The sequence below is a fragment of the Vibrio sp. 10N.286.51.B11 genome, from assembly GCF_041469245.1.
Taxonomy (GTDB): domain Bacteria; phylum Pseudomonadota; class Gammaproteobacteria; order Enterobacterales; family Vibrionaceae; genus Vibrio; species Vibrio crassostreae_C.
This window is the reverse complement of sequence record NZ_JBFRKI010000020.1, coordinates 23,515-42,914: the sequence shown is the minus strand read 5'-3', so window position 1 is coordinate 42,914 and position 19,400 is coordinate 23,515. Positions and strand designations below refer to the sequence as shown.

Here is a 19,400-nt window from a genome sequence, read left to right as displayed (position 1 = left end):
AGCGAACAGCACGTAACTTTTATCTTTGCTAACAAGCCAAAAGGAGACCACTGTGTCTCCTTTTCTTTTGCCCAAACCCGAGTTCCGACACTTTGCCGTACAACACAATTGTAACTAACTGATTACACAATTAAGCAGAGCTGCACATAATGCGATCAATCTCGCAGAACAAAGATGATACCAAGTGCATAATATGCAAAATTTTCTAAAGATGTACTAAGGACAGTTATGGATACAACTACACTCATCTACGATACGTTGGAAGGCCTGTCGAGCGCAAAGCCTCAGCAACACGCTCAAATCCGCCAAAATCTATATAACCAATTAGATTTATCATTTGAGAAGCAGTTGGCTTTGTATTCATCAGTTCTTGGTCCAGCAAGTGCTGGTAGATTGACCGATTTGGATAGTGCAGTGATGTCTGCACGCAAGATTGTTGGCTTAGAAAACAGCTAAGCAATCTTCAACCTATCTCAACTTTAACGCTGCCATTGTGCAGCGTTTTTTTATGGACGCTATTTACGATAAGTAAGGTTGGTTACGATAAATGCTGTTAGTTGCGATAAATACGGTTAGTTGCGATAAACGCGGTTAAGAAGATAAGTGCAGTTGGATCTGTTTTTCAAGTTACACGCATTCTCATTTGGTTAATCTTATGTTCCATTTTTAACAGGTGTGTAACCACAATAATGGCGCTAATGTTAGTAGCACGTTAACCACACATCGGATGGAAGAATCATGAGAGTACTTATTGAATATACACAGACAGGCAAATACCGTGATCATGCGTGGGAAGCATTAACGATTCGTTCAAAAGGCGAAATTCAAGCTGTGACTCCCTCTTATGCGGCTCAGCTTATCGAACAAAACCGCGCCAGCTTATCGACCACTGAAAATCAAGATATCGTCATCCAACCTTAATGGCTTCAAGGGCTACCCCTCCTAGTTCCTTAAATCGAATAGTTCGATGACATAAAAAAACGCTGCATGGGTGCAGCGTTTTCTTGTTTCTGGCGTATCGTATTTCTAACGTAGATCTTTTCTAAAGTAGAAAGCTTCTAACGCATCTTGTTTCTAGTGCAAATAGCTTGATTACTTTGGCAGATTTTCTAACGCTTCAACCATCGTCATCAATTTATCGACAATCCTTTCGCCGTCTACTCGCAAGCCATTGTGTTCATATTCATTGGTGATCCACGCTTTCGAGTTAGGAATGTTCGCCAATGTTTCACGGCTGTAATCCAACTCAACGTACATGTCATCGGCGTAAACGGCACACGCCATTGGCACTGTATTCTTGCTCAACTGCTCTGCGTTGTACAAAGTGCCCCAGTCCGACTTTTCAGCCAACATGTTCGCGGCTTCACGCAGTGGCTTCAGCGTTTCAAGTTGGTCGAACATCCATGGGTACACCATTTCACCAGTAAACCAGAACTCACTGCCCGATTGGTAGTTGAAGTGTGGGTACTGCTCACGAACACGATGTGCAGACCAGTTAGACGCTGTACCTTGACAGTAAATCGATTCATGCAAGATTGCGTAAATTGGGTTAGTTAAGTAACCCTGCTCTTGCTGCATTTGATTTAGGAAGCTGTAGCTCAGCTGTCTGTTACCGTTCACTTCAACAAACGCACTCTCCAGTGTGAAATACATTGGAAGGTTTGCTTCGCCGCCACCAAGATTAATACCTATTAGCTGGAACTGTTCAACTGTGAACACCTGACCGTTTGGCAGTCTCACATCGTTGTTGAGCAGGTAATCAGAGATCTCGCGACACATAGCTTGTGCTTGTGGGAACTGAGCAAAGAAAGCTCTGTTTTTGTCTTCTACACGCTTGTAAGTCGCACGATAAACATCGTCAGCTTCTCGTTCAATAGAAGGAATGCCGCCCGTCACATAACAACGCTGCAAGCTCTGTGGGAACAGTGACAAATAGCTCAGTGTACAGAAGCCACCAAAGCTTTGACCAATCGTCGACCATTGCTTAATACCAAACTGTTCACGAATCGCTTCAGCGTCACGAACGATGTTATCCGCTCTGAAATGCGTTAAGTATTCGACTTGTTGTTCTGGAGACAAATGCGCCAAAGTTTCATGGCTGATAACCGTGCTGTTGCCAGTACCACGTTGGTCTAGAAGCAGAACACGGTAGTTTTGTAATGCACGCTTTAGCCAACCCGATTGACCACTCACCCGTGGAGAAGGAAAACCTGGGCCGCCTTGAAAGTAGATCAACCACGGCAGCTCTTGCTCATCTTTAGCGAGATCAACCAGCTCACGTGCGAAGACTTGGATCTGTTGTCCATCTTTGGCTTGATAATCAAGTGGCAACTTGAAAGAGTGCTGACGGTACAGGGTGGTTCCATCAATAAAGTTAGCTTGCACGCTTCATTCCTTTTTATCTGATTCTAAAGTCATTGGTACGAATAAAAATGGCACCCTTTGGCACCGTAGTTAGCAAGATACGCATACTAGCTTGTAAATGAAACCGTTTGTTGAACCTGAATGTGAAGGTACTTCATTAAATCGCCAAATTAGCTTTATACGCGTAACAACTTGTGTCAAAACAGAGAGTTTAAGATGTGATCTATTGAGAAGAAGAACAAAAGTGGGACACAAATAAAAAGAGCTTAACGAGGTGAGGATACGTTAAGCTCTTTGGTTTTATCTGTTGTAAATGAGGTTTTTAGGTTGAACAAGCTCAGGCTTTATAGGTTTAGTTTCTATAAGCCAAAGATCTATAAACTGAGCTTCTGTAACTTATAGCTCTATAAAACAAAGCTAAGAAGCCTCGAGCTCACCTGCACCTTGAATTGAACGTTGGCTGTTTTCAACAAGGATAGCCGTCGCCGTTTCTTTCAACGCGCCCCACTCTGCCTCATCAACTTCAATGCCATCGTTCCACGCTTTCTCTTGAGTTTTGAAAAGCGCTTCCGATTCAATGTGTGTTTGGTAGCCATCTGACAAACGTTCGATATCGAAATCCTGGACGGAAAGCTCGATGGTCATATTGTGGATATGATCGTCCGATGCCAGAGGCAAATCTGATAAAAACAGTTCTGGTGCAACGCAACCACGGTTAAGCACATACAAGGTGCTCTTAGGATTTGAGCCATTATCCCAACGTGCGGTACATGCGATGCCTTTCGCTGCCAGTTTTACAAGCTCACTGTACGCTAACCAACGGTTATGACAGTTGTTTAGCTCGATTTTCAGCGTCTTTTTACCGACCATTTTTTCAATGGCGTAATCCATCACCACAGGAAGATGACACGCTAAGCTCGCCTTGTGCAGGTCCACTTCAACTGTGTTGTCGCTTGTCACTTGGATGTCTACAGGGCAATCGTCTTCTAGCCCCATAAAGTTGCTCGCATTGTTAAAATGACGAACACCATCCAAGCCAACCATTTGTAAATCTGCCACCATGTTCGCTATCACATCGGCTTCACCACATGTACGACGCATACCCAGAAAGGCTTTATTAACGGCCGCTACCAGTTCATTGTGAGAAACGATCATAACGATTTACCTCCATGTTGAGCGTTGATATGTGTAGGAACTTTATTTGAGTCAGCGATCTCCGCTTCACTTGGTAAGATTGGGAACACCCATTCGTCCTGATGAATTTCATCAAGCAACGGTGCACCTTGGAAAAACGTCACTCGTACCCAACGGTCTGAGCGAGGATCAAACTTAGTCGCTCCAAACATCGCTAGCTTACAACGCAGCAAATGCATTGGTGGCGAGTCTTGGTGCAGCACGTTCATTTGAATGTCGCCCATCGCCTTGTTACCTAACGTCCACACACGGCGCGCAATGGCACGATGCTGCGGTTGTTTAACAAGGAATTCAGCCAATGAAAGCTCTGGCGCGAATTGCAATAAAGCATGGTACAGACGGTAAGCTTGACGGCCGATATCCAACGGCAGTTCGCGCTCTTCGCCGAGTTCCTCGCCTCGAACACCGAGCCTTGGCTCTTCTTTGTCCTGAGAGCGATACCAGAACCAGTAGTTATTTTCTGCTTTCGTAAAGTCAGTCGTGATCGCCCAACGGTACTTTTCTTCTAACACAACCAATAGGTCTTGGATCTTTTTGCCACTAGGAAGCGAGAGTGTTTCGCTACAATTCATATGCTCTTGATGGGCGTCCACTAATTCTGGGTACAATTCCATCAAGCATGAGATAAGGATTTCTTGGGCTTCCATACTCATGTGCTTAGATTGTTCAACTAACTGCGCCCATGTATCGCAATGGTTTACAGAAGCTTCTAGTGACTGTTCTGCGTGTTTTAACTCATCAACAGCGGTTTTGTTCAACTCTTGCTGGTTTTCATTGATGGTAACAACTTGTTCTAAATGACAAATCGCTTTTTTAACGTATCTACGTAGTGGCTCGAACAACGCCGTATCGGTCTGACTAGCCAACACGTCCGCCAATGCATGTTCACGGGTTGTCATCCATTGATCGACAATACTTGGGTGGTTAATAAGGTATGGCGCCATGCCTAAACCAGTCGCATTACCAACACCAAGGTAACGCTGTAATCCTCTATGCAAGGTAATCGCTTGTTCACCGCCCTGTTGCTCAGCTAGGTAATGAACCCAATCTAGGCTGAACTCACGCAGCATATAAACCGCACACATTTGCGCACTAAACGACTGATTAAAATCTTCATTTTTCTCTAAGATTTTAAAGTCAGCAATACCAAATTTTCCATTACCGTATACCGCTGTCGTTCGCAGGATGTAACCCACTTCAGCCAGCTCTTTTGGCGTTGGTTGAACACCTTTAGCCAAGTGACTCACGATGTGTTCAAACACACGTACACTTTTGTTTGCACGCGCCAACACAAGCACATTATTTGGATTACGGCCTGCTTCTTGAAGCGGTACATTCGCACGAAGTCTCTCAAGTAGGGTGACATCAACATCACCAAGAACCAGAGCAAACGTTACGTCCCACTTTTCAGCAATTACACGGTCATTTCGTTCGTCGTCTGCAATCTCATCGCAGAACACAACCAAATGATAAACATGGTTTGGCGTCTGTAGCTTATAGATTGCATGACCATACCCTTGAGGGTCTAATTGCCACTCATGTTTAGTCACTTTCCATTGCTGTTGCGCCATTTTACGAATCAGAGTTCTTACGAAGCTGATGCGTGTTTGGTGCATAGCACCCAGTCTTTCCGGTGCCATGACGACCGTTGCGTCACGTAGTGCTGATTCAGTGTAGGTAGAACGATGTGCATCCATTTTGCTCACCACCTTTGTAGTTATAAGGGTTTTGCTAGCCATTCAGAACCGATCGTTGCTGTCTTTTGAAGCATGTATAGCGACAGTATGTTGGTTAGCTTTCACGTTTTAATCGTTATTGATGTTATCGAGGCAAGCGAACTCGCCCCTTATTATTTGTCCTGACTAGATCTCTTGACCTAAATAGTTGCCGTCCGATGTATCTTCACCAGTACGGGTTTTCTCTTCCTTTCGGAATCTGGTATCAGCCTTATTTCAAAGGCTGATACCTTGTTTCTCTTTAATTTTTAGAGAGCGTTTCCTCTACAGTTTCTTTACAGATCCTGCTTTTCTACAAACTCTGCTTTCTACAAACCTTGCTCTTTCGCCATCTTGATTGCGATTTGAGGCGCATTCCAAAGCGATGGCAGCAAGATTAAGGACACCGGAACCGCTGTGATTACGATGAAAGATTGCAGCGCTGAAATACCACCAGAGCCTAGAGAAATCAGAATCAACGCCGTTACGCCCATCATCACGCCCCAGAAAGTACGGATGATTGCATTCGGCTCTGTCTCACCACTGATTACAACACTGATGGTGTAAGTCATTGAGTCGCCAGTCGTTACGATGAAAATCGTGGTTAAGATCAGGAACAAGATAGAGATAAGCATCGGCATTGGTAATTGCTGAGTTACCGCTAGCAGAGCACCTGGTAAGTTAAAGCCTTCAAACGCTTTACTTACGCTGCCTGGATCTGCGATTTCGAACGCAAGGCCAGAGCCACCAACAATCGTGAACCAGAAACAAGTAACAAACGGTGCAACTAAGCTGATGGTTGAAACCAGTTGGCGAATACTACGACCGCGAGAGATACGTGCAATGAAGATTGCCATCATTGGGCCGTAACCTAGGAACCAACCCCAGAAGAATACTGTCCACCAGCTCAACCAACCTTCGTCACCACGGTATGTTGCCATTGGGATGAAGTTGTCTATCATGCTGCCTACACCTTGGATGTAGCCATTGAAAATGAAGTTTGTTGGGCCGAAGATCAGAATGTAGACCATCAATGACATTGCTAAAATTACGTTGTAACGGCTTAGCATTTGCATTCCGCGGTTAAGACCACTTAATGCCGACAATGTGTATAGAACGATAGCGAACAGGATGATGATAAGCTGCGTCGTGAAGCCATCAGGAATATCAAACAGTGCGTTCAGTGCGTAGCTCACTTGCAAGCCTAAGAAGCCGATAGGACCAATGGTGCCCGCCGCTACTGCGACAATACAACATGCATCAATCAATGCGCCGGTGTGACCTTTCAATGCTCGCTCGCCTAAAACTGGGTAAAGCAAAATACGAGGTTTAAGCGGTAAGCCTTTGTCGTAGTGAAGGTGCATCACCACAATAGACGTTAAGCTACCGACAATGGCCCATGCTAGAAAACCCCAGTGCATGAAGGATTGCGATAAAGCATTCACCGCGCCTTGCTGTGCGTTTTCTTGTGCGCCGTACAATGGTGGTGGGCTAACGTAGTGAGCGATAGGCTCTGCTGCTGCCCAAAATACACCGCCACCTGCCAGTAGCGTACAGAAGATGATCGCCATCCAACGGAAGCCGTCCATTTCAGGTTTAGCGATGCCGCCTAGGATAACCTTGCCTGTTCGCCCTGCCGCCAGGCCAAGACCAATAAGAAAAGTCAGAAGAAGAAGCATTTGCCAGTAAGGACCGAATACTTTTACAGACCATGCAAAGCCCGTATTTACTAGGCTTGATAACAGCTCGCCATCAAATAGAGCAAGTGCCACGAACAGAGCGATAAAACCGCCGCTGTACCAAAGTGCTGGGTTGGATAGGCCTAATTTGTCTGACGTAGACTCAGACTCGTTTGTGTTGCTTTTTGCATTAATTGTTGTGTGTGCTTGACCCGCATTTAAGCTTGAAGATTTCACGCTATTGGTTAAATCAGACATACTCTGACTCCAGAGGTTTCTTTGCAGCTGTCATTTGAATGATGACTACAAGGGTGTATTTAACACCTGCCCTATTGTTTTTTGTGTTGGGCAGGCTAATCCATGTTTGGGTTACCGCGTTGCGAAATAGACCGTTGTTCCTTTTGAATAGTGAAATTGGTTTAAGCAGCACTTGCTTATTGAACGTTTGTTAGAAGGCTGCTAATTCGATGATGGCTCGCGAGAAACCGTTAACCCTTGGTTTGAGGCTCTAGGCCATCTTTCAAGAAGTTAAACCAGTTTTCTCCCAAGACTTGCCCAGCTTCAGACTCGCTGAAACCATGACGCATCAATCCGTTATATATGTTTTCCATACCCGCACTACCACAGAACCAAGGCAACGCATCTGGCCAACCTGAGTTGTTCGCAGAGCCTTCGCCGTAGTCCATTGCTTTAGACCAACGACCATTTCTCATCCATTCAAGAACGGCTTGAGGTTGGTTTAAGCATAGGTCACTACCAATACCTAGGTGTTCTACGCCGACCATGTCAGCCGTAGTCGCAACCATCTGGCAGAAATCTTCCAACGTACATTGGCTGCCGTTTGGTAGGTGGAATGGGTATAAGCTGAATCCGATTAAGCCACCGCGTGCGGTTAGGGCTTTAATCACATCGTTTGATTTGTTTCTTAGTGCATCATGAGCAAACGTTGGGTTCGCATGGCTGATACAAATAGGACGAGAAGACAGGTCAATCGCCTCAAGCGTTGAACGCTCGGCACTGTGAGACATATCGATGATCATGCCCACTCGGTTCATCTCTTCAATCGCCTGCTTACCAAAGCGAGTAATACCCGTATCGTTCTTCTCGTAGCAACCCGTCGCCAATAAGCTCTGGTTGTTGTACGTCAATTGCATGATCAAAAGACCCTGCTGACGCATCACTTCGATAAGACCAATCTCATCATCGATTGGAGAACAGTTTTGAGCACCTAGAAAAATGCCGACTTTGCCCGTCGCTTTTGCAGTTTCAACATCAGCCATTGAATGAATAGGCATGATAATGTCTGCATTCTGCTCGAATCTTAAGTTCCATTCTGCAAAGCGAGATAAGGTTTCACGAGCTGTCTCGTGGTAAACCGCGGTAGCGTGAACTGCTGTAATGCCGCTCGCCTTTAGTGTTTGGAAATATTCTCTGTTCCAATTGCAGTATTGCAATCCATCTATAACAATCCGTTGCTGGTACATAACCACTCCTATTGAAAGCTCAGTGTTCTAGCTCGGTTTTGAAAACACGCTCAAATAACATGTTTTCAAAAATGGGTTAAATCACTTGTCTAATTTCGTTTGCTGCTTTGGTTTGGGTGTTGGCCTGACTCTGTGAATCAGGCCAATTCGATAGCTGGATAGCTAGGAAGTTAATTCAGCTATCCAATTCTTATTTAGAAAGTGGATTAGTAAGGACGTTGGTAAGCCGTCTTAACCACTGTGTAGAACTCTTTCGCGTATTGACCTTGCTCACGAGGACCGAAGCTAGACTCTTTACGACCACCAAACGGTACGTGGTAATCCGTGCCTGCTGTTGGTAGGTTGACCATCACACAACCGGTCTGCGCTTGTTGCTTGAACATTGCGCTAGTACGTAGGCTCTGAGTAATGATGCCGCCTGTTAGACCGAAGCGAGTGTCGTTGGTTGTCGCAATCGCTTCTTCTAGGTCAGCGACACGAATCACACTTGCCATTGGTGCGAACACTTCTTCTTGGTTCACTTCCCAATCGTTCTTAGTGTTCAAGAACAGCGTTGGAGACATGTAGAAACCTTCGTGCTTCATACTCAAGCGTTCGCCACCAAATGCCAGCTCACCGCCGCTTTGACGTGCTTTCTCAACCCAACCTAGGTTTGCTTCAAGTTGGTTGCCATCAACGACAGGGCCCATGAACACCCCCTCTTCCAGTGCGTGACCCACTTTCAGCTCGCTCATACGTTTAATCAGTGCTTCAACGTATTGGTCGTGAATGCTATCCATAACCACAAGGCGAGAAGACGCGGTACATTTTTGGCCTGCGCCAGAGAAAGAACCTGCAATCGTTGCATCAACCGCAGTTTGGATATCAGCATCGTCAGCAATAACAAGTGCGTTCTTACTGCCCATTTCTAGTTGGCATCGAACGAAGTTTGGCGCTGTAGCCGCTGCCACTTTACGACCCGTATCAACAGAACCGGTAAAGCTCACACCGTTCACTTCTTTAGAGTTGATCAGTGCATCACCTACTGTTGAACCGCTACCCAGTACAAGGTTAAACGTACCTGCAGGGATACCTTGGCGGTGGATGATCTCTGTAAGCGCGACCGCACTTGCTGGTGTTAGGTTTGCTGGTTTCCAAATAACGCTGTTACCGAAAGCCAATGCTGGAGCAATTTTCCAAGCTGCTGTTGCTGTCGGGAAGTTCCAAGGAGAGATAATGCCGATAACGCCCACCGCTTCGCGAGTCACTTCAACAGAAACACCCGGGCGTACAGAATCTGCGTTGTCACCAATTTGGCGAAGCACTTCAGCCGCAAAGTATTGGAAGAACTGACCTGCACGGTAAATCTCACCGCGACCTTCAGCAAAAGGCTTACCTTCTTCACGAGATAGCAAAGTGCCCAGCTCATCACAACGGGCAATCAGCTCATCACCAATCGCTTGAAGCACCGCTTGCTTGCGTTCAATCGGCGTTTTTTCCCACTCTGGTTGAGCGTGTTTCGCCGCTGAAATCGCTTGTTGAACTTGTTCAGCACTTGCTTGTGCAAAGTTGCCAATATTTTCAGAAATATCTGATGGGTTAATGTTCGCTACGGTGCTTACACCCGCTTGCCATTCGCCGCCAATGTAAAGTGCGTTTTCTGCTTGAACATTCTGTAAGTGAGTCATCATTCTGTCCTTGTAACGTTAGGTTGCGGTTGAGTCTGGCAACCATCGGATTAATTAATAAATTGTTAATTCATATAGAGAATAAGTATTAATTTTGTATCTAGACGTAAAACTATTCGCTTGTATTAGTAAAGATCTGCGTAGACAAACAGCTTTGATTGGCAAATTGCCTCAGTTCACAGTCCATTTATTCAGGTTGAGACGCCGATGCATAAACCACGAACTCAACCAACATCTCTTCTCTAGCTAGCCCTGCAACAACGACTGCTGCACGATTTGGATAAGGTGCGTTGAAGTATTCTCCGTATACGCTGTTTACCGTTTTCAGGTATTCACGGTCAGTCACGTAAATCAGAACCTGCAGCACAGAATCCATCGATTCGCCTGCACACTCCAAGGTATGAACAAGGTTGTTAAAAGTCTGACGCGTTTGCGCTTCAATACCGCCTTCTACTACTGCGCCCGTTTCATCGATTGGAATCTGCGCAGTGTATAGAGTGCCGTTATTAACGATTGCCCACTCTAGTGGTGCTTTTGAAGCAAAAAGAGAGGTTTTTACTGGGTGTTTTTTAGTTTGTGCGTTCACGATTTCATCCAACTTTGTAACAACTATGTTTCAAGATGGTTAAATACTGCACCTTGACGCCTGATAAATCTAACGGTAAATTTTGTGCATTTGATAAATAAAATCTATCACCTTGCAAAAAGTAAGGTATAGCAAGGGCTAGAGAAGGATCGGAGTCATGAGTATTAAGCTACAACAGTTAAAACATTTCGTTTTGGTGGTCGAAGAAGGTGGATTTAGAGCGGCATCTCACCGTGCAAATCGATCGCAAGCGGCACTTTCGACTTCGATAAAAGAGTTGGAAAAAATACTCGGCCAACCTCTGTTTGAAACAGGCAACAAATCGACACTGACGCCTTTTGGAGAAATATGTTTGCCCAAGATCATTCAATTTCTGAACGTTTACAAAGCATTAGACAATGACTTACGCGCAGCGGCAGCAGGACAACAAGGAAGAGTTCGAATAGCGAGCGTGCCTTCGGTGGCCGCAAAACTCATCCCTAGTGTTTTAGGGGCATTTTGTGAGCAGTACCCGAATGTAGAAGTGAGTTTGATTGATGATAATGCGGCAGGGGTAGAAGCAAGATTACTCTCTGGCGAGGTGGATGTTGCCCTCGGTAATAGCTCCCATTTAGAAGAAGAGAGCATCGACTTCACGCCTTTGCTTTCTGATCCTATCGGTGTGGTGTGCCTCAAAGATAACCCTATCGCCTCTCAACAGGAAGGAATCGAATGGCAAACCTTGTTAAAGCAGCCCTTCATTCGTAACGGGACTTGCACCCTACTGGACCCAACACCTGCGCGCATGCTCAGCGAACAAGCCCTGTACTCTGTCGAGAACATTACCTCGCTTTTTTCGGTGTTAGAGCTCGGGATAGGCGTGACCACGCTACCTAAGCTGGCTTTCCCAACCAATGAAACCCGCTTGGTGTGGATTCCGCTAATTGACCCACCCTTGCAACGACAAATCGGCATTTTCAGACTGTCTGATCGTACGATCTCGCCACAAGCACAGGCTTTCCATGACTTATGTATTCAATACCTCAGTTATGAAGAGTCATAAGAGAGCCTAGATTAAGTAAATTAGGCAGCGCTCTGCTGCCATTAACTTCCTCAAAACTCGGTGTTTCTTCTCCGCACCATGCTTCTCGCACACCCAGTCCTCCATTTCACTCCTATATCATCAACATTTAGGCGCTGAATTTTCACTCTCGCGCACGCAAATAGTGACAAGCTGACGACAATATAAAAAATATTCGCTTATTGATAAGGAGCGACGTACGTTTAATTTACCAGAAAAACCAGATCTTCCATCATTGCCTCAAACAAGCTTAACCCCTACCAAAATCACACTTCACAACTCAGCTTGTAAATGAACCTAAGTGTTTGAATAGTCTTAATTGATAAGATCATAAGTTGAAAATTTAGCTCGCTACTCCCTTCTAAAAAGACCCTCTTTTTCACAAGGATAAAGCATCTTAAATATTCATGAATAAAGTGATAGAACTATTACTTTCATAAATGAAAAACATTCATTTCAAAAATGGAATTATTGATATCAATATTTGTCGTTTTGATCACATAATTTTAGGCGTAGTTTATATTTTGTCGAAACGAGAGCGAACTAGTTTATATCGTTCTATTTCGTCAGGAGATATAAAACCAGCAAGATTATCTCTTTGTTAACAAGCAAAGTTTTATTAACAAGTAAATGCGAGTAGCAAGACATATTCAAACTGTGTTTTATATGAGCTTACACTGTTAAATATAAGGTTTTATTATGAGGCTTAATGGGATAAGTGGTGACATTCTTGTTGCTGCTAAAAGAGTTGTTCTCTGCCAAGTAGTATTAGCCGTCGGTGTAGTTTTATATGAAGTGTTTTTTGGTAATAAAGTAGATATGGAATCGTCGGCTTTGGGTATCGGAATTGCGATGCTACCTCCGCTGTTTGGTTTTATATATGCAAGCCTAAAGGTGCGCAAGAATCCTAATTATAGTTTACGTGACTTAATGCAAATGAGTCGTGTCGTGAAAATAACTTATACGTTCTTAATGTTTATCTTGGCGTTCCAGTTTTTCAAATTGGATAACCCAGTAATATTGTACGCATATATTCTCACTATGGTTGGGTACTTCTTAACACCATTTATTACTGCCTCTACAAGATCGGAGTACGTGTAGTATGGATCAAGTAACTACCGCTCACGAATACATAGAGCATCACTTAACCTTCTTAACTACAGGTGATGGTTTCTGGGCGTTCAATATCGACTCGATGTTGGTATCTTGGATTACGGGTTTACTGTTTATTGGAGCTTTTCGATACGTAGTGACTAAGGGCACCAGCGGTGTTCCAGGTCGATTTCAATGTTTTATCGAACTGATATTTGATTTTGTAAACAACCTAGTAAAAGAGATTTTTCAAGCGGAGGATAAATTAATAGGGCCACTGGCATTAACCACTTTTGTTTGGGTGTTGTTAATGAACGCGGTCGATTTATTACCAATAGATTTCATACCAGCATTAAGTCGTGCAATGGGTCTAGAACACTTTAGAGATCTACCAACGGCGGACGTAAATATTCCAATGTCGATGGCACTCGGTGTATTTATCTTACTGTTGACTTATACATTTAAAAATAAAGGATTGAAAGGCTTTATCAAAGAGCTTACTACGCAGCCATTTGATAACCCTCTTTTATACCCTGTTAACTTAGTTCTTGAATTAATAACATTAATTTCAAAACCTATATCACTAGGCTTACGATTATTTGGAAACATGTATGCAGGTGAGATGATATTTATTCTGATCGCATTAATGCCATGGTGGATGCAATGGGCACTGAGTGTTCCTTGGGCACTATTCCACATATTAATCGTATTCTTGCAAGCATTTATATTTATGGTACTGACCGTTGTTTATTTAGGTATGGCAACAGAAGAACACCACTAATTAATAACTAAAAAATTTAACTAACAAATTATTTATCGGAGATACAAATGGATATCGTAAGCGCAGTTTTATATGTAGCAGGTGCATTACTGATCGGTTTAGGTGCAGCAGGTGCAGCATCTGGTATTGGTAACTTAGCAGGTAAATACCTTGAAGGTGTTGCGCGTCAACCAGACCTTACTCCAATGCTTCGTACTCAATTCTTCATCATGATGGGTCTTGTGGATGCAGTACCGATGATCGGTGTTGGTATCGGTCTATACATCATCTTCGCCGTGGCTTAATCAAACCGCTTTGAAAGATCGATTTGTAAATAATCAAGATTTAGTGAGGAAGGTATGAACTTAAATGCAAGCATGTTTGGACAAGCAATCTCATTCGTGATTTTTGTTTGGCTCTGCATGAAATATGTATGGCCCCCTCTCACCGCGATGTTAGACGAGCGCCAAAAAGAAATCGCTGATGGTTTACGCCACTCAGAGAACGCTGCGAAAGAGCTAGAACTAGCAAAATCAAATGGCGCGCAACTCATCGAAGATGCAAGAAAAGATGTGACTGAACTGGTTGAACAGGGCCGAAAACGCCGCAATGAAATCATCAGCTTAGCGCAACAAGAAGCCGAGCAAGAAAAGGCACGCATCTTAGAACAAGGTAGAGCTGAGCTAGAAGGCGAACGCCAAAAGATACGCCGTGAACTTCAGGCAGATATGGCAGACGCAGTACTTCAAAGTGCACAGAAACTGATTAGCAAAAACCTAGATTCCGCAACGAACCGAGCGCTAGTTGACCAAATGATTAGCGAACTCTAAGGAGAGGCAATATGTCAGATTACACCAATATTGCTCATCCCTACGCCAAAGCATCGTTTGAATTTGCTTTAGGTGAAAACCAGTTACAAGAGTGGCACTCAATGCTGTCCATTCTTGTGGCTGTCGCGGAAGAAGAAACGATCGCTAGTCAGATTTCTTCAGCAGAAGGTGCTTCTACACACCAAACAGAAGAGCTGGCAAACCTCATCATTCATATTTGCCAAGGACTCGTTGATGACCACGTCATTAATCTTATTCGAGTCTTGGCCGAGAACGGCCGCCTTTCTGTTGTAAGAGACCTGTTTGAATTGTACTGCGAGCTAAAGGACGAACATGAACGTGTAGTGCCTGTCACTGTCACCAGTTCAGAAATGCTGACACAAGATCAAGTTACGTCACTAACAGCTGCACTTGAGAAGAAATTAGAGCGTCAGGTTGAAATGAAGCAGGTTATTGATGACACGTTAGTAGGTGGAATGGTCATCAAGGCGGGTGAAACCGTTATCGATGGTTCTTTAAACACATCAATTGACCGATTGGCTCATCAACTTCACGCGAGATAGGTAACAATTATGCAATTAAATTCAAATGAAATCAGCGATCTAATCAAAGAACGCATCTCGAAATTTAATGTGAGCACCGAGGCTCGCAATGAAGGCACTATCGTATCGGTTCGTGATGGCATCATCACAATCAATGGCCTTGCTGATGTTATGCAAGGCGAGATGATTGAGCTACCAGGTGGCAAATACGCACTCGCACTTAACCTCGATACGCACTCAGTAGGTGCGGTGGTTATGGGCCCCTACACTGACCTATCTGAAGGTATGAAAGTGAAAGGTACAGGTCGTATCTTGGAAGTCCCCGTCGGTAACGGTCTTCTTGGCCGTGTTGTGAACACATTAGGCGAGCCAATCGATGGCAAAGGCCCAGTAAGTTGTGACCGACTCGACCCTGTAGAAGTGATTGCACCCGGTGTAATCGAACGTAAGTCTGTTGATCAGCCAATTCAAACTGGCTATAAAGCGGTTGATACCATGGTGCCAATCGGTCGTGGTCAACGTGAACTTATCATCGGTGACCGTCAGACGGGTAAAACAGCGTTAGCTATCGATGCGATCATCAATCAGAAAGATTCTGGCATCAAATGTGTGTATGTGGCGATTGGCCAAAAAGCCTCCACTATCGCTAACGTGGTTCGTAAACTCGAAGACCACGATGCGCTAAAAAACACCATCGTAGTCGTGGCATCAGCATCAGAGTCTGCAGCGCTTCAATACCTAGCACCTTATGCCGGTTGCACTATGGGTGAGTACTTCCGTGACCGCGGTGAAGATGCATTGATCATCTATGATGACCTATCAAAACAAGCCGTTGCTTACCGTCAAATCTCGTTGCTATTGAAACGCCCACCGGGTCGTGAAGCCTTCCCTGGCGACGTATTCTACCTTCACTCACGCCTTCTAGAACGTGCAGCACGAGTGAATGCAGAGTATGTAGAGAAGTTCACTAACGGTGAAGTGAAAGGTCAAACTGGCTCATTAACGGCGCTTCCGATCATTGAAACTCAAGCGGGTGACGTATCAGCGTTTGTACCAACCAACGTAATCTCAATCACCGATGGTCAGGTTTTCCTTCAAACCCAATTGTTTAACTCAGGCTTACGTCCTGCAGTAGACCCAGGTATCTCGGTATCTCGTGTGGGTGGTGCGGCGCAATGCAAGATCATCAAGAAACTGTCTGGTGGTATCCGTACTTCATTAGCTCAATATCGCGAGCTGGCGGCCTTTGCTCAGTTCTCTTCTGACTTAGATGAGATGACGCGCAAACAGCTAGACCATGGTGAGCGTGTTACCGAATTAATGAAGCAAAAACAATACTCTCCAATGTCAGTCGCTGAGCAAGCAACGGTTATCTACGCAGCAGAGAAAGGCTACTTGGTCGGTGTTGAGCTAAACAACATTGCCCGTTTTGAAGAAGAGCTGATTGCTTATGCCAAAGGTCAGAACCCTGCGTTGTTCGAAAAAATCAACGCGACAGGCGATTACAATGACGAAATCGACGGTGCTCTTAAAGAGATCCTAGAAGGTTTTGTTGGGATGAAAGCTTGGTAAGTGCTCCGGTTTGTTAGCTGGAAATCAAAACAAATAGGAGCAGATTATGGCAAGTACTAAAGAAATTCGCACCAAGATAGCCAGTGTTAGTAACACTCAGAAAATCACTAGCGCAATGGAAATGGTTGCAGCAAGTAAGATGCGCAAGGTTCAAGACAACATGACGCTAACTCGGCCCTACGCCGAGAACATGCGAAAAGTTATCTCTCATGTTGCATCGGGTTCCCTGGAGTACCAGCACCCTTACCTGCAACAGCGTGAACCTAAGCGTGTCGCTTACATCATTATCTCGTCCGATCGCGGCTTGTGTGGTGGCTTGAACTCAAACTTGTTCAAGAAAGTGTTAGAAGAAATGGAGCAATGGCGCACCAAGGGAGTCGAGGTAGAAACAACCTTAGTGGGATCTAAGGCTATCTCGTTCTTCCAACGCGGCGGCAACGTTATTGCACAAACGTCAGGTCTTGGCGATACACCTAAGTTAGAAGACATCTTAGGTACGGTGAATGCCATGCTCGGGCATTACGACGAAGGTAAAATCGATAGCTTGTATCTCGTTTACAACCAGTTCGTCAACACCATGGTTCAAGCGCCAACGACCTTGCAGTTGCTCCCCCACCCTTCGGATTCTGAGGAAGGTGGTGAGCCTAAAAAAGCGCGTCGTTGGGACTACATCTATGAGCAAGCACCCAAAGACATACTCTCAGAACTGTTACATCGATACATCGAATCGCAAGTGTATCAAGGCATTGTTGAGAGCATTGCCTGTGAGCAAGCAGCCCGAATGGTCGCTATGAAAGCGGCGACTGATAACGCAGGCCAACTCATTGATGACTTGCAGTTGGTCTACAACAAGGCGCGTCAGGCTGCCATTACCCAAGAGCTGAGTGAAATAGTCTCAGGTGCCCAAGCTGTCTAGGGCTAGAAAAGACTGGGTCAAGAACAGAATTTGAGGATTTAAGAATGAGTGTTGGAAAAATAGTTAAAGTAATCGGCGCGGTGGTTGACGTCGAGTTCAGCGGCGGCAACAGCCCACGCGTTTATGATGCATTGAAAGTGACTAGCGACGAAGCAAGCTCGTTAGTATTGGAAGTACAACAACAACTGGGTAGCAATATCGTTCGTTGTATTGCAATGGGTACGTCAGATGGCTTACGTCGTGGCCTAACGGTTGAAAACACAGGCTCTCCAATCACGGTTCCTGTCGGCGAAGAAACGCTAGGCCGTATCATGAACGTGCTTGGTCAACCTATCGATGAGTGTGGTGAAATCGGTCAGAAAGAAAACTACGAGATTCACCGTGAAGCCCCTTCTTATGAAGAACAAGCAAACAGCACTGAGCTTCTAGAAACAGGCGTTAAGGTTATCGACCTTATCTGTCCATTCGCTAAGGGTGGTAAAATTGGTCTGTTCGGTGGTGCTGGTGTAGGTAAAACCGTCAACATGATGGAGCTTATCAACAACATCGCCAAAGCCCACTCAGGTCTTTCTGTATTTACCGGTGTAGGTGAGCGTACTCGTGAAGGTAACGACTTCTACTACGAGATGAAAGAAGCAGGTGTACTAGACAAAGTAGCCATGGTTTACGGTCAAATGAACGAGCCACCGGGAAACCGTCTACGTGTAGCACTTACAGGCCTAACTATGGCTGAGCGCTTCCGTGATGAAGGTCGTGACGTACTGTTGTTCATTGATAACATTTACCGTTACACGCTTGCCGGGACTGAAGTATCAGCTCTGCTAGGTCGTATGCCTTCAGCAGTAGGTTACCAACCAACACTGGCTGAAGAGATGGGCGTACTTCAAGAGCGTATCACGTCAACAAAACAAGGCTCTATCACCTCTATCCAAGCGGTATACGTACCTGCGGATGACTTAACCGATCCATCACCAGCAACAACCTTTGCTCACTTAGATGCGACCGTTGTACTGTCTCGTAATATCGCGGCATTGGGTCTCTACCCTGCGATTGATCCATTGGATTCAACCTCTCGTCAATTGGACCCACTTGTGGTTGGTCAAGAGCACTACGACATTGCACAAAAAGTACAAACAACGCTGCAACGCTACAAAGAGCTAAAAGACATCATCGCGATTCTTGGTATGGATGAGCTGTCTACTGAAGACAAACAGACCGTATCTCGCGCTCGTAAGATTGAACGTTTCTTAACGCAGCCTTACCACGTAGCCGAAGTGTTTACCGGTCAGAAAGGTGTCTTTGTACCGCTAAGCGAAACACTAAGAGGCTTTAAAGGTCTATTGAGCGGTGAATATGACGATATCCCAGAGCAAGCGTTCTTGTACTGTGGCTCTATCGACGAAGTGCTTAACAAAGCAAAATCACTCTAAGAGGCAGGTGCACCATGGCTATCGGAATTACAGATAATACATTTCAACTTAATATTGTAAGTGCGGAAGGTACGCTGTTTTCAGGTCCAGCGTATGCCCTAGCCGTTTCTGGCGCTGACGGTGAACTGGGGATCCGCCCCGGTCACTCCCCGCTTCTCAGTAAGATCAAACCGGGCGTAACCGTGTTCGTTACAGACCCTAAATCAGAAGGCCAAGTGCTGTATGTCTCTGGTGGGATGCTGGAAGTTCAGCCGGATGTGGTTACGTTATTAGCCGACACGGCCTTGCATGGTAAAGACATTGACCGCGCTCGCGCAGAAGAAGCGAAATATGCCGCTCTAGAGAACATCAACAAGGGCAACATAGACATTAACTTTGCACAAGCTCAGCTAGAATTAGCGAAAGCCGTTGCTCAGTTACGTGCATCAGAGCTAACTTCTTCTCACACAAGACACTGAGAATAAGCGTTATTGGCCGTTAGCTGTGCTAGCAAACAAATACAAAAAAGG

The 19,400-nt window shown here is 45.0% G+C and carries 18 protein-coding genes and 1 pseudogene; 12 read left to right on the top strand and 7 right to left on the bottom strand.

Annotation, left to right across the window (positions count from 1 at the left end; all coding sequences use genetic code 11):
* The first annotated feature begins 228 nt into the window (after positions 1-228).
* Together AB4154_RS10855 and AB4154_RS10850 are read left to right on the top strand one after the other, a co-directional pair.
* Positions 229-456, top strand: coding sequence for a PAS factor family protein (locus AB4154_RS10855; RefSeq protein ID WP_004730426.1), 228 nt, complete (start codon positions 229-231; stop codon positions 454-456).
* 282 nt (positions 457-738) lie between these two features.
* Positions 739-921, top strand: coding sequence for a hypothetical protein (locus AB4154_RS10850; protein ID WP_004730424.1), 183 nt, complete (start codon positions 739-741; stop codon positions 919-921).
* A gap of 171 nt (positions 922-1,092) precedes the next feature.
* Here AB4154_RS10850 and AB4154_RS10845 read toward each other — a convergent pair whose 3' ends face one another.
* The 7 genes and pseudogenes from AB4154_RS10845 to AB4154_RS10815 form a co-directional block, all read right to left on the bottom strand.
* Positions 1,093-2,385: an alpha/beta fold hydrolase gene (locus AB4154_RS10845; protein ID WP_372122994.1), complete on the bottom strand. Its 1,293-nt coding sequence runs from the start codon at positions 2,383-2,385 to the stop codon at positions 1,093-1,095.
* Positions 2,386-2,781: 396 nt separating this feature from the next.
* Entirely contained in the window at positions 2,782-3,519 is a 738-nt protein-coding gene (locus AB4154_RS10840) for a DUF3726 domain-containing protein (protein WP_372122992.1), read from the bottom strand.
* Positions 3,516-5,329: pseudogene (locus tag AB4154_RS10835) on the bottom strand (hypothetical protein). Before AB4154_RS10835 ends, AB4154_RS10840 begins: the two are co-directional and overlap by 4 nt.
* A gap of 273 nt (positions 5,330-5,602) precedes the next feature.
* Entirely contained in the window at positions 5,603-7,210 is a 1,608-nt protein-coding gene (locus AB4154_RS10830; RefSeq protein WP_372122990.1) for a BCCT family transporter, read from the bottom strand.
* Positions 7,211-7,440: 230 nt separating this feature from the next.
* Complete coding sequence (locus tag AB4154_RS10825; RefSeq protein ID WP_372122989.1) at positions 7,441-8,436, bottom strand: membrane dipeptidase; 996 nt, start codon at positions 8,434-8,436, stop codon at positions 7,441-7,443.
* 206 nt (positions 8,437-8,642) lie between these two features.
* On the bottom strand, positions 8,643-10,103 hold the full coding sequence (locus tag AB4154_RS10820) for an aldehyde dehydrogenase family protein (protein WP_017060834.1): 1,461 nt from the start codon (positions 10,101-10,103) through the stop codon (positions 8,643-8,645).
* Between the two features lie 187 nt (positions 10,104-10,290).
* Entirely contained in the window at positions 10,291-10,689 is a 399-nt protein-coding gene (locus AB4154_RS10815) for a RidA family protein (RefSeq protein WP_017060835.1), read from the bottom strand.
* Between the two features lie 157 nt (positions 10,690-10,846).
* On the opposite strand from AB4154_RS10815, the gene AB4154_RS10810 reads away from it, so the two are divergent.
* The 10 genes from AB4154_RS10810 to AB4154_RS10765 all read left to right on the top strand — a co-directional run bounded on the left by AB4154_RS10810 (position 10,847) and on the right by AB4154_RS10765 (position 19,349).
* Positions 10,847-11,731, top strand: a complete 885-nt coding sequence (locus tag AB4154_RS10810) for a LysR family transcriptional regulator (RefSeq protein WP_017071346.1) — start codon at positions 10,847-10,849, stop codon at positions 11,729-11,731.
* Positions 11,732-12,448: 717 nt separating this feature from the next.
* The gene (locus AB4154_RS10805; RefSeq protein WP_017060837.1) at positions 12,449-12,850 is read left to right on the top strand and encodes a hypothetical protein; all 402 of its coding nucleotides are present in this window, start codon (positions 12,449-12,451) and stop codon (positions 12,848-12,850) included.
* A gap of 1 nt (position 12,851) precedes the next feature.
* Positions 12,852-13,622 (top strand): F0F1 ATP synthase subunit A, encoded by a 771-nt coding sequence (gene atpB, locus AB4154_RS10800; RefSeq protein ID WP_017060838.1) that lies wholly within the window; start codon positions 12,852-12,854, stop codon positions 13,620-13,622.
* Positions 13,623-13,669: 47 nt separating this feature from the next.
* On the top strand, positions 13,670-13,906 hold the full coding sequence (gene atpE, locus AB4154_RS10795; protein WP_004730405.1) for a F0F1 ATP synthase subunit C: 237 nt from the start codon (positions 13,670-13,672) through the stop codon (positions 13,904-13,906).
* A 54-nt stretch (positions 13,907-13,960) separates the two neighbouring features.
* Complete coding sequence (locus tag AB4154_RS10790; RefSeq protein WP_372122987.1) at positions 13,961-14,431, top strand: F0F1 ATP synthase subunit B; 471 nt, start codon at positions 13,961-13,963, stop codon at positions 14,429-14,431.
* Positions 14,432-14,442: 11 nt separating this feature from the next.
* Positions 14,443-14,994, top strand: a complete 552-nt coding sequence (locus tag AB4154_RS10785; RefSeq protein ID WP_017060840.1) for a F0F1 ATP synthase subunit delta — start codon at positions 14,443-14,445, stop codon at positions 14,992-14,994.
* A 9-nt stretch (positions 14,995-15,003) separates the two neighbouring features.
* On the top strand, positions 15,004-16,545 hold the full coding sequence (gene atpA, locus AB4154_RS10780) for a F0F1 ATP synthase subunit alpha (RefSeq protein WP_017060841.1): 1,542 nt from the start codon (positions 15,004-15,006) through the stop codon (positions 16,543-16,545).
* Positions 16,546-16,591: 46 nt separating this feature from the next.
* Complete coding sequence (gene atpG, locus AB4154_RS10775) at positions 16,592-17,461, top strand: F0F1 ATP synthase subunit gamma (RefSeq protein ID WP_017064727.1); 870 nt, start codon at positions 16,592-16,594, stop codon at positions 17,459-17,461.
* Between the two features lie 44 nt (positions 17,462-17,505).
* Complete coding sequence (atpD, locus tag AB4154_RS10770) at positions 17,506-18,891, top strand: F0F1 ATP synthase subunit beta (RefSeq protein WP_210441835.1); 1,386 nt, start codon at positions 17,506-17,508, stop codon at positions 18,889-18,891.
* A 14-nt stretch (positions 18,892-18,905) separates the two neighbouring features.
* The gene (locus tag AB4154_RS10765) at positions 18,906-19,349 is read left to right on the top strand and encodes a F0F1 ATP synthase subunit epsilon (RefSeq protein WP_017060844.1); all 444 of its coding nucleotides are present in this window, start codon (positions 18,906-18,908) and stop codon (positions 19,347-19,349) included.
* Positions 19,350-19,400 lie beyond the last annotated feature (51 nt).